This is a genomic window from Phycisphaerae bacterium, assembly GCA_035275405.1.
In the GTDB taxonomy this organism is placed as follows: domain Bacteria; phylum Planctomycetota; class Phycisphaerae; order UBA1845; family UTPLA1; genus DATEMU01.
On record DATEMU010000015.1, the window covers coordinates 334,839 to 347,972 of the forward strand.

Annotated in this window: 10 protein-coding genes and 1 tRNA gene; 8 read left to right on the top strand and 3 right to left on the bottom strand. The window is 62.8% G+C overall.

Annotation, left to right across the window (positions count from 1 at the left end):
• Nucleotides 1-8: 8 nt before the first annotated feature.
• Nucleotides 9-959, top strand: coding sequence for a secretin N-terminal domain-containing protein (locus tag VJZ71_19180; GenBank protein ID HKQ50207.1), 951 nt, complete (start codon nucleotides 9-11; stop codon nucleotides 957-959).
• 16 nt (nucleotides 960-975) lie between these two features.
• Here VJZ71_19180 and VJZ71_19185 read toward each other — a convergent pair whose 3' ends face one another.
• Nucleotides 976-1,908 (bottom strand): hypothetical protein, encoded by a 933-nt coding sequence (locus VJZ71_19185; GenBank protein ID HKQ50208.1) that lies wholly within the window; start codon nucleotides 1,906-1,908, stop codon nucleotides 976-978.
• Between the two features lie 224 nt (nucleotides 1,909-2,132).
• Here VJZ71_19185 and VJZ71_19190 point away from each other — a divergent pair, with 224 nt between their 5' ends.
• From VJZ71_19190 to VJZ71_19200, 3 genes are all read left to right on the top strand, one after another.
• Nucleotides 2,133-3,269 (top strand): trypsin-like peptidase domain-containing protein, encoded by a 1,137-nt coding sequence (locus VJZ71_19190; GenBank protein ID HKQ50209.1) that lies wholly within the window; start codon nucleotides 2,133-2,135, stop codon nucleotides 3,267-3,269.
• Nucleotides 3,270-3,396: 127 nt separating this feature from the next.
• Entirely contained in the window at nucleotides 3,397-5,196 is a 1,800-nt protein-coding gene (locus VJZ71_19195) for a VCBS repeat-containing protein (protein HKQ50210.1), read from the top strand.
• A gap of 99 nt (nucleotides 5,197-5,295) precedes the next feature.
• Nucleotides 5,296-6,525: an ASPIC/UnbV domain-containing protein gene (locus VJZ71_19200; GenBank protein ID HKQ50211.1), complete on the top strand. Its 1,230-nt coding sequence runs from the start codon at nucleotides 5,296-5,298 to the stop codon at nucleotides 6,523-6,525.
• A 6-nt stretch (nucleotides 6,526-6,531) separates the two neighbouring features.
• Here VJZ71_19200 and VJZ71_19205 read toward each other — a convergent pair.
• Nucleotides 6,532-6,604 (bottom strand) — tRNA-Glu (locus VJZ71_19205).
• A 527-nt stretch (nucleotides 6,605-7,131) separates the two neighbouring features.
• On the opposite strand from VJZ71_19205, the gene VJZ71_19210 reads away from it, so the two are divergent.
• Nucleotides 7,132-7,584 (top strand): hypothetical protein, encoded by a 453-nt coding sequence (locus tag VJZ71_19210; protein HKQ50212.1) that lies wholly within the window; start codon nucleotides 7,132-7,134, stop codon nucleotides 7,582-7,584.
• A 76-nt stretch (nucleotides 7,585-7,660) separates the two neighbouring features.
• Nucleotides 7,661-7,822, top strand: coding sequence for a hypothetical protein (locus VJZ71_19215; GenBank protein ID HKQ50213.1), 162 nt, complete (start codon nucleotides 7,661-7,663; stop codon nucleotides 7,820-7,822).
• A 30-nt stretch (nucleotides 7,823-7,852) separates the two neighbouring features.
• Here VJZ71_19215 and VJZ71_19220 read toward each other — a convergent pair whose 3' ends face one another.
• On the bottom strand, nucleotides 7,853-9,856 hold the full coding sequence (locus tag VJZ71_19220; GenBank protein HKQ50214.1) for a hypothetical protein: 2,004 nt from the start codon (nucleotides 9,854-9,856) through the stop codon (nucleotides 7,853-7,855).
• 224 nt (nucleotides 9,857-10,080) lie between these two features.
• On the opposite strand from VJZ71_19220, the gene VJZ71_19225 reads away from it, so the two are divergent.
• Both VJZ71_19225 and VJZ71_19230 read left to right on the top strand, forming a co-directional pair.
• The gene (locus tag VJZ71_19225) at nucleotides 10,081-10,680 is read left to right on the top strand and encodes a sigma-70 family RNA polymerase sigma factor (GenBank protein HKQ50215.1); all 600 of its coding nucleotides are present in this window, start codon (nucleotides 10,081-10,083) and stop codon (nucleotides 10,678-10,680) included.
• A gap of 16 nt (nucleotides 10,681-10,696) precedes the next feature.
• A complete protein-coding gene (locus VJZ71_19230; protein ID HKQ50216.1) occupies nucleotides 10,697-13,099 on the top strand; it encodes a tetratricopeptide repeat protein in 2,403 nt (800 codons plus the stop codon).
• The last annotated feature ends 35 nt before the right edge of the window (nucleotides 13,100-13,134 follow it).

The window sequence follows — 13,134 nt, forward strand, 5'->3', positions numbered from 1 at the left end:
GTTGAACCATGCACGTCATCTTGTCAATCGTATTGGCATGCTCGCAATTCGTATCGGCGCTACCCTCCCAGCCTGCGACGACGCAACCTTCGCGGGGTGGACGAGGGCAACCAACCGCCGCACGTTCGACTTATGAGCCGGCCGTCTTGAGGCTGGCCAACGCGAGTTGCTTCGAAGTTGCCAGCATGCTGTCGCAGATATTTCCGGGATGCACGAGTTATCCGGTGGAACAATCGAACAGCGTGGTGTTCACCGGCCCGGCCGATACGCTGGCGATGGCCCGCAAGCTCGTCGAACAGATGGACGTGATGGCCGCCGAGCGCGACGGGCCGCGCGTCGTCATTGTCGATGTGAAGCATCGCCGCGTCGAAGAGATCGTCGATCACTTGAATCGTGTCGTAGAGAACCGTCGGCTCCGGGTGTCAGGCGATCGAGGGCGCTCAAAGATCCTGCTTCGCGGGGACAGCAAGGAGATCACGCAAGCCGAGTCGCTGCTAAAGGAACTGGATACTCCGGCGGCCGGAATCGCCATCGATTTTGCGTTTATTCAAGCGAAGTTCGAGGGGCAGCCTCGGGGAACGCACATGCCCGCGGATTTGGACGAGGTTGCCACGGAGTTGGAACGATTTGGAAATGTCGCGCTCCTGGGCAGATTGTCGACCGTGGCTGTCGAAGGGGAAAAGTTCGCGGTGGAGGGCCAAGTCGTGCCCGGAATTGTGGCCGAGGTGCGCGGAATGGTAAGTAATGTGAATAAAGAAGGCGTCGTAAAGGCGGACCTGAAGGCGTCGGTTCGACTTGTCCCCGGCGGCGCCGACGGGAACGCCCCGGGGCCGGCAGGGTATTTCAATATTGAGACCGTCGTGACGACGCAGCGGGGCGGGTATCTCGTGTTGGGCAGCGCTCCGGCCGGTGCGGAGGTCGGCGAGTCAGCGATATTGGTGATGCACGTTCGGAAATAAGGAGTACGTGGAAGCGTCACGCGCTCAGCGCGTTTGAGGACTGGTCGGACAACATTTCAAGCATTTCGATCTTGAGATGGCGGATTCGTTCATCCTGGTAGAGCCAGCGGGGATAACTGCGGGTGGGGGGGCCGATCTTGGTGGCCTGGGCGAGGACGAAGGCGTTCCAGTAGGGCTCGGCGAGACCGGCGCCGCGACGGAGGTTGGCGGCGAGCCGTTTGAACAGGACGCGATGCCACCAACTCCAATGCGCCGGCGGATCGGAGACGATCGTGGTCAGCTCGTTGACCCGCCAGCCAGTGCCTTCGAGGAGATCGGCAATCTGGCGGGGCGTGTAGCTTCTTCGCGCGCCGGGGCCTTCAAATTGGGGGCCCTTGAGGCGAGGTGGGGCGGGTTCGCCGCGCAGGATCGAGTGCGTCGCCTCGAAGCTGATGGCGTTTTCTGCGACGACGCTGACGGTCGCGCCGGGCATGCAGACGCGGTTCAATTCGTAGAGGGCGAACTCCGGGTCATTCTGTAGTTGCTCGAGACCTCCCCAAAAGAGCGCGAGGGAGAATTGGGCGTCCGCGAGCGGCCAGGAACTTTCCGGGTCATGCTCAATCAACGTGTATTCGAATTGCCGATCACCGCCGGGGTGTCGCCGAACGGCGCGACACGGCTCGGCCGCGTCACTTCGACATGGGGCCAGACAGGTGACGTCTGTGTAGTTCAATTGCGCGCCGAGGTAGGGGACTTCGGCGCCGGCGGAACCAATGAGCAGGCAACGGTCCGAGTGACAGCCCGCCGGGGGCAGTCGCGAGAGCGATTCATGAAGGCGCCGGGCGTGGCAGAGGATGTCGCGTTCTTCGCCGCGCGCCGCGTGGGGATTGTGCACCGCGGCGGGGTCCACCAGATGGCGCAACGTGGAACGCACGGAGCGGGGGAGTTTGAGCGTGAGAGTCGGCGACATGGCAACCTACGGCATTAGGGCCAGAGCGCGCCGGTGGTTTTTTGGCCTGCGCTCTCTTACAAACATCGACGGACCGGCACGGCCGGGCATAGCGCTGACCGGGCGTTTGGCAGGCGAATTGCCATTCCGCGCAAAAACCGCCGACGGGCACGACGTGTGCCAACGAGCCGGACGCTGGATATCATCTGGGTCGTAGGTTGACATGCGAGTGGAGGACCTCCCGCGTGGACCCTTTTCAGTATTCGCCGGTAGAACGCTCGTCACGCCGATTACCGCTACTCCTGGGCATCCTCATCGGGTTGTTGGGGGGCTGGTTGGTCGTGGGGAAAATCCGCGGGTACGTAGATAACAGGACGGCCGAGCCGCGGCCGATCACGCCGCGGGGCGACCTGGCGGCGGACGAGAAGAGCACGATCGCGCTTTTTGAGGAGGCCTCTCCGTCCGTGGTGTTTATCACCAGCGTCGCGATTCGGCGGGAGACGATTGGGTTTCGCGTTTTCGAGTCGCCGACGCAGGGCGCCGGGTCCGGCTTTGTGTGGGACCAGGCGGGGCACATCGTTACCAATTTTCATGTGGTCAACAACGCCAGCGAGCTGCAAGTGCGCCTGGCGGACGGGTCGAGCTGGGAAGCAAAGGTCGTTGGGGGCGAGGCGGACAAAGACGTCGCGGTGGTGAAAATCGACGCGCCGGCGAGCAAGCTGCGGCCGATGCCAGTGGGAACCTCCAAGGACTTGCAGGTCGGGCAAAAGGTGTTCGCCATCGGGAACCCTTTTGGGCTTGACCAGACGCTGACGACCGGCGTGGTGAGCGCGCTGGGGCGGACGATCAAGGCGGTGACGGGCCGGACGATCGAGGGCGTGATTCAGACGGACGCGGCGATCAACCCCGGGAATTCGGGGGGGCCGCTTTTGGACAGCGCGGGGCGCGTCATTGGGTTGAACACGATGATTCTGAGTCCGTCGGGCGTGAGCGCGGGGATCGGGTTTGCCGTGCCGATCGATACGGTGAACGAGGTCGTGCCGCAGCTCATTCGGTACGGACGAGTTCGCCGGCCTCTGATGGGGATCGTGCCGGTGCAAGACCATCTGATGAAGCAGTGGGGCCTGCGCGGGGTGATGATCGCCGACGTGCAGGAGGGTGGCGGGGCGGCGGAGGCGAATCTGCGCGGCGCCCGGATCACGAGGGGCGGGGACGTCGTGCCCGGGGACATCATCGTGAAGATCGAGGGGACGGAGATCAACAGTTACGACGATCTCCGCGAGGTGCTGGATAAGCATAAGGGTGGCGATGTGGTAAAGGTGACGGTCATCCGGGAGGATGAGGAGCGGACGGTGAGCGTGCGACTGCAGGAGGCGGAGTAGGAGCACAGCACAGCAGGTCTCGAAGACTCGACGCGACCCTGCGCGATCGGGTATAGTGGAGGGAATTACACGTCGAGGACGCTCATCGTAGGTGGAGTGGTGAGCCGTGAGGCGAGCGAGTCGGCGAATGGCGATTGGGGGGGTGCTACTCTGCGCTAGCGCGGGGGGTTGGAATGCGTCCGCGCAGGAGAAAGCGGATTCGCGGCCGTCGTCTGAATCGTTGCTGGTCCGCGAGCGGATCCCGGCTACACCGGCCGAGCGCGGGGTCGATTCGATCAAGCGGCTCGCCTTGCCCGGTGCGGATGATTGGAAGACTGAGATCGAGGCAGACGAGGCCAAGCATGTCCTGGATGCCATCGGTGCGGTCATTAAGGCTCGGCGGCGGCCGAACGCCGGCGATCTCGCTCCTCATTTCGTGGAGGGCTGCCGCGTACCGGCGCTGCGGCCCGATCGATTCGATGACACGATCATTGCCGGGACGCGCGTTCGGCGCTTTCAGTGGGGCGATGTAAAGCAGAAATTCAATCCGGCCGACGCGCTGACCGCGCTGGTCGAACCGCACGGCGACGCCGCCGATTTGCGGATTTTCTTCAAAGTTGTAACCGTCAATCCGGCTCAAGAAGGTCAATTCACGACCGGCGTTTATGTCGAGCTGAATTCGGCAGATGGTCCCAGCGGGAGGGTTCAGCAGAATGCCGAATGGACGGTGGCGTGGCGATCGGGGGAACAGGGCGACCCGCAGTGCCAGGGGATTACTCCCATTCGAATGAGCGAAGTCCACTCTTCGCGGCCGCAGTTCGTGGATCAGATTCACCGCGTTATCAGAGACGCCGAGGTATGGACGCCGCAACTCGAGAGGGGCAACGACTGGTGGGTGGGGCGGGTGGATGCGTTGTGCGGCGCGTCTTTGATCGGGAGCGAGGGAATTGCGGTCGGAGATGTCAACGGCGATGGCCTGGATGATCTTTACGTCTGCATGATCGGGGGCCTGCCCAACAAATTGCTGGTGCAACAGCCGGACGGGACGGTCCGCGACACGGCGGCCGAGGCGCACGTCGATTGGCTGGACGAGAGCCGCGGCGCGCTTTTGGTGGATATGGACAACGACGGGGACCAGGATTTGGTCGTCGCGCTCGAATCGACGATCGGTTTTCTGGAGAACGACGGGCGGGGCGTCTTCACACCGCGGCGGCGGTACATCATGCCGCCGACGAACCTGGGGCCGTTTTACAGCCTGGCCGCGGCGGACTTCGACCAGGACGGCGATTTGGACATCTATTGCAGCCGCTATCAAAAGGCCGGGTATTTCAGTTACCCGCCGGAACCGTATTACGACGCGAACAATGGGCCGAGCAATCACCTGCTGCGCAACGATGGCAAGGGCGGGATCAAAGATGTCACGAACGAGGTCGGGCTGGATGTGAACAATCGGCGATTCAGCGTCGTGGCGACCTGGTTTGATTATGACGAGGACGGGGATCAGGACTTGTACGTGGCCAATGATTTCGGCCGCAACAATCTTTACCGCAACGACGGCGGGCGTTTTACCGACGTGGCGGTCCAGGCGGGGGCCGAGGACCAGGCCTCGGGGATGGGGATCAGTTGGTCGGATTATGATCTCGACGGGGATTTCGACCTTCTGGTCAGCAACATGTTTTCATCTGCAGGGCGGCGGATCACCTATCAACCGCGGTCCATGGCCGGCGATCCGGAGGCGGATCGCGAAGCGCTGCAACGCCTGGCACTGGGAAACACGCTGCTGGCCAGCGACGGAAAAGGGAGGTTCACGGATCGCAGCGAGGCGGCGGGGATCGTTTTGGGGCGGTGGGCTTGGGGGGCGATGTTCGTCGACATCAATAACGACGGTTACGACGACATGGTCGTTCCCAATGGATTCATCACCGGGCCCTCCAAGGATGATTTGTGAAGTTTTTTCTGGCGGCGCGTCGCGTCGCAGACACCGCCGATTGCCGCGCTTGCTCCTGGCTCCCTCGCGAGTCGGCGGGAGACGTATCTTCAAGGATGGATGGCCATTCGGCAGCTTATCTACGAGGGCGGGTCGTGGAGCGGGCGGGAACGGAAGTGCTGCTATCTCAATCTTAGAAACGGTGCGTTTGCCGACGTATCCGCGCTCGCCGGCCTCGATTTTGCGGAGGACGGCCGCGCGCTGGCCTTGACGGATTGGGACCATGACGGCGACCTGGATTTATGGCTGCGCAATCGGAATGGGCCTCAGCTTCGTTATCTCGAGAACGCCGGCACGGCGAAGCAGAACTGGGTGCAGATCGGCCTGACTGGAAAAACGTGCAATCGCGATGCGATCGGCGCCTTCGTCGACGTGTACGCGGGGGGCCAGCGTTTTCGAAGAGCATTGCTCGCGGGGGAGGGCAATCTTGCCCAGTCGAGCAAGGTGTTGCACTTCGGGCTCGGAGAGGCGGAGCGCATTGAGCGGGCGGTCGTGAGATGGCCCGACGGAAAGACGCAGGAGGTCCATGACCTCAAGGTCGGTCGCCGGTATCGCGTCACGCAGGGCGTAGACTCGGCGGAGGCAGCTCCGTCGCGCTCATTTAAGGGGCTGCCTGCGGCGGCTCCGCCGGCGCCGATGGAGAACGACGGGGCGCGAATGGTGCTGCGCGCGCCGCTGGCATTGCCTCCCGTGTTGGCGGCGTCGGTGATGCCCGGGCAATCGCCGCGTTCGGCCGGGCTGATCAATTTTTGGGCGACGTGGTGCGCCCCGTGCAAAAAGGAACTGGCGGGTTTTGGCCGCGATGCCAAGGAACTCCGCGACGCGCGAATACGGATTGCCGCCGTGTGCGTGGATGGCAAGGAGGGTAAGACTCCGCCCGAAGGTGTATACGAGAAGGCGATATCAGGGTCTGACGTCGCTGAAGTATTCTCGATGGTGATCCCCGAGGCGGGGGTCGTCGACGCATTCGAGGCCGTGATTCAGAATCTCCGCGGGCAGGAATCTCCGTGGCCGCTGCCTGCCAGCTTGCTCATCGATAATGAGAATCGTGTGCAGGTCGTCTATCTCGGGCCGACGGAGGCCCGCCAGGTCGTGCAAGATGCACGGCGGTATTGTCAGGGTGACGTTGAACCGGATAAGCGGGCCGGTTTCCGCGGCCATTGGGCGACGTACGTTACACGCGAGCCGACGCTGGGAGAGCTGGCGGCGGAATTAGAACGCCGGGGTCATCGGGAGGCGGCGGGGTTCTACCGCGAGCGATTCGAGGCGTATCGGCGATCCAGCAAGTGATGAGAATACCCCCAAGGAGATTCGAACTCCTGTCGCCGACATGAAAAGCCGGTGTCCTAGTCCACTAGACGATGGGGGCGATCACGTTAATGGTAGGGGAGTATGGGGGAGCGGGCCGCGGGGTGTCAACTGGGGGAGAATGGTTCGGCAAAAGCGTGTGAAGGAGTGAAAGCAGCCGAGGGCGGCTGCTCTCCAAAAAACAATGACGCCGCGCCGCGAGCGTGGGCTCGGACGGCGCAGCGCCATCTTGCCGCGACCGAGTGGGCACTCGATCGCGGCGGGGCATTGCAGGCCGGGCTAGGCGCCCGACCTTGCGGGGGGTCGAGATTGCGGGTGCACTTATCGCAGGCACGAAAGAAAAAGGAGTCAAACGGAACACACGTCGTGCGAGGCGGGCGGGCACCCTTTAGTGATACGCACGTGCCTGGCGCGGAGTCAATCGAGCGAGGACCCGCTTAGAAACAACGTCTGAATCGCGGTTGTTTTCGGCGAGGAATGAGTTTATCGGGACGGCCTGGCACTCTTGCCGAGGCCGATAAATTGGAGGGTGCCGGACATGGAATCGCGACGTTCGTCCAGCGGCCGCCCGACGCTACAATCCGACCGATGGATCCCTTTCCGTGGCTTGAAGCACATCGCTGGACAATCGCCGGTGTCGCCACGGCCTTTCTGGTAGTTGTATTCGTTGTCAAGCGCGCTGCAGCGACGATTCGACGTCGGCGACCCGCCGCGCCGCTGCATCCCAACTTGTCGCGGTACGGAGGTCTTAGTGACGCGGAGGTGGCACGGCAGCGTGAAGAGGCGTCCCGGATAGTGGCCACCAGTTCCAGCGACCGAATAGCCGGGTATGAGATTATCCGTCAGATTGAGACGGTTTTTGTCGAGGGTTACCGCACGTCGGAGGAGGCGCTACTGGCATTAAAGGCCGCGGCGGGGCGGTTGGGGGCCAATGCGATCATGAATCTGTCGCAGCAGCGGACGGCTGCGGGGCGGTGTTCGGCGCAGGGCGATTCGGTCCTGATAAAGCCATTCTCGACCGGACCAAAGCCCGCCGCCTAACTTTGCAACGGTTAAGGGTGTCCATGCCTATAACTTAGGTGTACCTCGCCGGGGGAAGACTGCGCGGAGCTTTTGTATGAAGAATGTCTGGTATCGATGGTTCGCGTACTGTACGCCAGCACTGTCACTCTTGGTCCTGAGCGGTTGCCACGAAGATTTTGACGAGGGCGACGGCGTGCTGGCAATTATCTCCGGCGTGTTCGAACTCGTCCTGGGGATTATTGAAGTTTCCACGTAGCAAACATGCCATTGCTCCGGGCGCCCTGAGTTACAGCAGACAATTGACGAAGATGGGGATGTCGGCGACGTCGTTGACGCAATTTCCGTTCATGTCGGAACAGTTGTTGTAGGGGCCGAAGATCATGCTGTCGACGAACTCCTGCATGTCCGCGCCGTTGCAGCCGCCGTCAGAGTTCAAGTCTCCCAGGGCCGTGCAGCCAAGTGGTGGACGGATCAGCACGATGGCCGCCGTGGACGAATAGACCAGAACGAAGGTCACGTCGTTGCACGGGGTCGGGCTCGGGGGGATGATCGACGCGAATTCGCCGGTGCGGCCGAGCGTCGCGTTGATGGCGATGAACTGCTCGCCGACTTTGGGGACGTAGCCGTTCGGGATGGTGACGCGAAGCGTGCCGTCGAAGGCGGCCGTGCCGGAGACGTTGCAGCGATCGTGCATGTCGGATGCGGGAGTTCCGCCAATTTCCATGTCATAAGTACCGGACGAGTTCATCGTCAGGTTACCGTTGATCTGCATGACTCCGCCGGGCGTTCCCGTTCGCTGGGGGTCGAGCGTGCCCGCGTTGATCACATTTGCGGTGATGTCGCCTTCGCCTTGTACACGGCCTCCCAACTCCACGCCGAGCCCCGAAGGGACGATGAGTTCGCCACCGGGCGAGATTCGGGTCAGCCCGCCCATGACGGCGCCGTTGGAATCCGACAGCGTGACGGTTTGAGTGCCGACATCGAGGATGCCGTCATAATTGACGCCGTTGACGACGTTCTTACCGAGCGTCAGGGCGCCGGTCGCGGTGATCTGAGCCGTCGGATCGCCAGTGATCTCCGTCGCACAGGATCCCGAACCGGTGTAGCCACCAGTGGCGCCGAAGTGAATGATCGTTCCGAACACGCCCGCGCCGGTGTTGTTGATGACGCCACCCATGTTGATGCCGGTGCCCGTGGGCACGATGCTGCCGGGACCCACATTCACGTCTGCGTTCAGGCTGCCGAATCCAAGGATGGCCGAGCCGTTTTCCATGTTGACCGGCAAGGTCCCGTTGAAGGTGCCGCCGCCCATGTCGAGAGTGCCGGTGCCGCCGTCGGGATCGCCTAAAAAGGTATCTCCGCCAACCGTGGTCGTCCCGCCAGTATTGATCTCAAGCGTGCCGGTTCCGGCGGCGACCGCTGCGGAAATGTTGCGACCGACCAGTAGGTCGCCATCGACTTGCAGTCTGGCATTCAGGAGTACGGCGGTCTGAACGGTCACAGTGCTGAGAGAGGCCGATCCATTGGCGATCACCAGATCGCCCGCAAAATCGGCGACTCCTCCGCTCGAGATGGTCATGGTCACGTCACCGCCCGCGCCAATGCGGGACTGGCTGGTGCCGAGTACCTCCAGGAAGGACACGCCGAACGGTGGCGTGGCGAGGGCCCCCGAGACGGTGATCGTGGGCGACGAAGCCGAATTGGACCCGGCGACGAATTGGTCCGCGACCTGAACGTGCCCACGCCCGGTGATGTTCATGGCGGCGTCGCCGTTGCTGCCGATGGTCAGGTCGGATGTGGCCCCGGCGATGATGAGATCGGCGTCGTCGTCGTTGACGTTGAGCGTGCCCGAACTTGTCCCGGCATTGCCAACGATCATGGACGCGTTGGACGTGAGCGTGCCGGTGGTCAGCGTCATTGTGGCGATATCTCCCGCCTGATCGGCTACGGTGATGCCGGTGCCCACCGTGTGCGGGCTGGACATGGTGTTCGTCACCGTGCCGTTGCGATAGATGTGAGTGTCGCTGCTGGTGACGGTGGCGCCCCACGTGACGCCGAACGCGCCCGCGAGGTTAAAGGTGAGGTCATCAACCGCGGCAGGGACCCCGGCGGGTGTCCAATTCGCGGCCGTCGCCGCCAACCCGTCGGCCGCGGAGCCGTCCCAGGAGCGCGCTGCTGCCTGAGCCGAACCGACGTCGAATACGAGGGCCAACGCCCCGATCAGTACCATCCAACGTTGGTCGCGACGGCGACTATTCGACGACGTGCCTACGAAATCCAAGCGGACCATTTGTGGTCTCCTTCGTTTTTTGAGCAATGAGTGGGGGACGTACTCTCGCCCCCGTCGCAGCTCCCGCCTTGGGCGCTGCTCCCCCAAGAGTGGAAACTCCCATAGTAATCGTTCGACCGCCCGTTTTTTCTCATCAGGCGAGATTTAGTGCGCAGATTAACCAGAATTGCAGGCCCACCATGGACTTATGACTTGGTATAATGAAACCGTTCGGCGACTCATCAATGGAACCCGTTGACTGGATTACCACTACGACCGTGTTGCGCGACCTACGCGACTTCGGCAACGCGCAGGCCTGGGAGCGCTTCGTTCAGCGGTTTCGGCGGCCGGTGGTCTCGTTCGGCGTGTCGATGGGACTGACGCCCGCGGATGCCGAGGATGCGGCACAGGACACTTTGGCGGCGTTTGCCGAGGGTTTTCGCGAGGGGAAATATGACCCCCGCCGCGGCCGACTGAGTCAATGGCTCTTTGGAATCGCCTATCGAAAGGCGGCCGATCTTCGGCGTCGAGTGGGCCGCGCGGCGTACGGCGGGTCCTCCGCCGTCGATGCAATTGCGGCGGATCAGTGGCCCGACGAGACGACCGCGGCGGTGTCGTGGGATCGGGAGTGGGAACAGGCGGTGCTGGAACAATGCCTGGCTCAGGTGCAGCGCGAGGTTGAACCGACGACGTACCGGGCGTTTGATCTGGTGGTGAGGGAGAATTGCGACGCGTCGCGCGCCGCGGAGTTGCTGGGGGTGAATATCAAGCTCGTGTACAACGCCAAGCACCGCGTGTTGCACCGAATCCGCGAGCTACGTTCGGAATTGGAGTGCGTCGCCTGAACGCGGCGGCACGACGATGGATAATCCCTGTCCCGACATCTTCGAACTCGAACAATTGGCGGATGGCGCCATGGAAGGTGGCCCGACCGGCCGAATAGGAACCCACCTCGCCGGCTGCGCATCGTGCCGGGATCGACTGAGCGACATCAAGGAAAACCTCGAACTGATCGCTCCCATGAACCGGGTCATGACGCGTCTGAAGATTTCTCCAAGCTCGTTTGGAATGCCGGAGTTTATCGGTGAATACCGAATCGTTCGGGAAATCGGCCGCGGGGGCATGGGCATCGTGTATGAAGCAGAGCAGCGCGATCCGAAGCGGGCGGTCGCCGTTAAGGTGCTGCACGCGGGGCTGGGGGTCGATGCGCGATTGGAGCGGATGTTTCGGCGCGAGGTGCACGTCCTGGGCCGGCTTAGGCATCCCGGCATTGCGGCGATTCACGAGGCGGGCCGGGCTGCGGATGGGCGGGCGTTCTTCGCCATGGAGCTTGTACAGGGGTCGGCACTGACGGCCTTTGTGCGCGCAAAGCGGCCACCCCTGCAACAACGACTCGGTCTTTTTCAGAGGGTGTGCGAAGCCATCGCGTACGCGCACCAACGCGGCGTGATCCATCGCGACCTGAAACCGTCGAATATCCTTGTGGATGCGGGCGGCGATCCCAAGGTCCTGGATTTCGGTCTGGCCAAGATTTTCGAATTGGAAGAAGGCGGCACACCGGTGACGGCGGTAACCGAGGAGGGGCGGATTCAGGGGACGCTTCCGTACATGAGCCCCGAGCAGGTACGCGGCGATCCGGCGGAGGTCGATGTTCGCAGCGATATTTACTCGCTCGGCGTTGTGTTATACGAGCTGTTGACGGGCCGATTGCCCTACTCGATTGAACGCCGAAGTCTGCCGGAGGCGGCGCGGACCATTTGTGAGCAAGCGCCGGCGGCGCTTTCTAGCATCGACCGGGACTTGCGCGGCGATCTGGAGACGATTGTCCGCAAGGCGCTGGAGAAAGAGCCGGGCCAACGGTATTCCAGCGCGGCGGCACTGGCGGAGGACATCGGGCGGCTACTGGCCAATCAGCCGATCCTCGCTCGCCCTCCGACGATGACCTATCAACTGCGCAAACTGGTGGCCCGGCATAAGGTGCCCTTTGTATTGTTAGCGGCCATCGTCGCGTTGGCGACGGGATCCGCGATTGTGACGGGCGTTTTGTACGCCCGGGCGTCGACGAATCTCACGCGGGCCCGCGAGGCGGAGGCCCGGGCTGACGCGGATGCCCGGCGGGCCCGGCATGAGGCGGAGGTCGCCACAACGATCAAGGACTTCCTGATGGCGACGTTCCGCGTCTCCGATCCCGAAGTGGGACAGGGAACGACGGTGAGCGCGCGGCAGCTCCTGGATCGGGCCGCCGAGCGCGTGCGAAAGTACCAAGGCGTTGACGAGGAGGTGCAGGCGTCCATCATGCACACGATTGGCAGCGTCTATGCGAATCTGGGGCTCTACGTGGAAGCAGCGTCGCTCTTGCGCGAGGCGCTGACCTTGCGGCACGCGAAGGACCCAACGTCGACAGAGGTTGCCGATACCGCTTCCGAGTTGGCCGACATTTTGCGCCGGACCGGCGATGAAGAGGGTGCGCGCACGCTTTTTGAAGCGGCCGTGACGATCATGAAGCGGCGGGGGCGCGAGGATGATTTTCACATCCTGATGCTCCTGCAGAATCTGGCGGAACTCCGGGCGCAACAGGGCGATCTTCTGGGTGCGGAGGCGGCGTGTCGCGAGATCATCGCGGCGATGCGAAAGTCGGCGAATGGGGAGATTGGATTGCCGGCAGCGCTGAATACCCTGGCGGGCGTGCTGGCGGAGCTGGGACGTTATGAGGAAGCGGTTTCCGTTCAGGAGGAAGCGATCCAACGTCTAGCAGCCACGAAACATGTCGGTCCGGTCACGGTGCTCAAATACCGCGGGAACTTTGCGTGGCTCCTGGCGCTGGCGGGGCGACTCGATGAGGCAGAACCGCTGATCCGGGAGGTCCTGGCGGAGCGACGACGGGTTCTGCCGCCACGGCATCTGGAGATTGCGACGTCGTTGGTGACGCTCGGTGTTGTTTGCCTCAAACGGGAGCGGGCCGATGAGGCGGAGCCGCTTTTCCAGGAAGCATTGAGTATTCGGCGGGATGCATTGGGCGAAAACGCATTACCGGTGGCGGAGGTGATGGGATTTCTGGGCGAATGCTTCGTCGAGTTGGGGCGTTTTGATGACGCCGACAAGTCGCTGCGCGAAAGCTACGAACAAATGCGTCGGAGTCCCGAGGCCCACTCCCTGATCCGCCGCGAGGGGGCCGAGCGACTGGCAAAGCTCTATGAGCGATGGGGGCGGGCAGAGATGGCCGCGGAATGGCGGCGGCGCGCAGCGGATGGCGCCGGGCTTTGATTCGCGAGCGCGTGGTCACATCACTTTCGTTCTGC

Excerpts from the sequence above, each read along its gene's own strand:
- VJZ71_19195 (HKQ50210.1), top strand. The coding sequence starts at position 3,397 with ATGGCGATTGGGGGGGTGCTACTCTGCGCTAGCGCGGGGGGTTGGAAT.
- VJZ71_19220 (HKQ50214.1), bottom strand. The coding sequence starts at position 9,856 with ATGGTCCGCTTGGATTTCGTAGGCACGTCGTCGAATAGTCGCCGTCGC.
- VJZ71_19225 (HKQ50215.1), top strand. The coding sequence starts at position 10,081 with ATGGAACCCGTTGACTGGATTACCACTACGACCGTGTTGCGCGACCTA.
- VJZ71_19215 (HKQ50213.1), top strand. The coding sequence starts at position 7,661 with ATGAAGAATGTCTGGTATCGATGGTTCGCGTACTGTACGCCAGCACTG.
- VJZ71_19180 (HKQ50207.1), top strand. The coding sequence starts at position 9 with ATGCACGTCATCTTGTCAATCGTATTGGCATGCTCGCAATTCGTATCG.
- VJZ71_19200 (HKQ50211.1), top strand. The coding sequence starts at position 5,296 with ATGGCCATTCGGCAGCTTATCTACGAGGGCGGGTCGTGGAGCGGGCGG.
- VJZ71_19210 (HKQ50212.1), top strand. The coding sequence starts at position 7,132 with ATGGATCCCTTTCCGTGGCTTGAAGCACATCGCTGGACAATCGCCGGT.
- VJZ71_19230 (HKQ50216.1), top strand. The coding sequence starts at position 10,697 with ATGGATAATCCCTGTCCCGACATCTTCGAACTCGAACAATTGGCGGAT.
- VJZ71_19185 (HKQ50208.1), bottom strand. The coding sequence starts at position 1,908 with ATGTCGCCGACTCTCACGCTCAAACTCCCCCGCTCCGTGCGTTCCACG.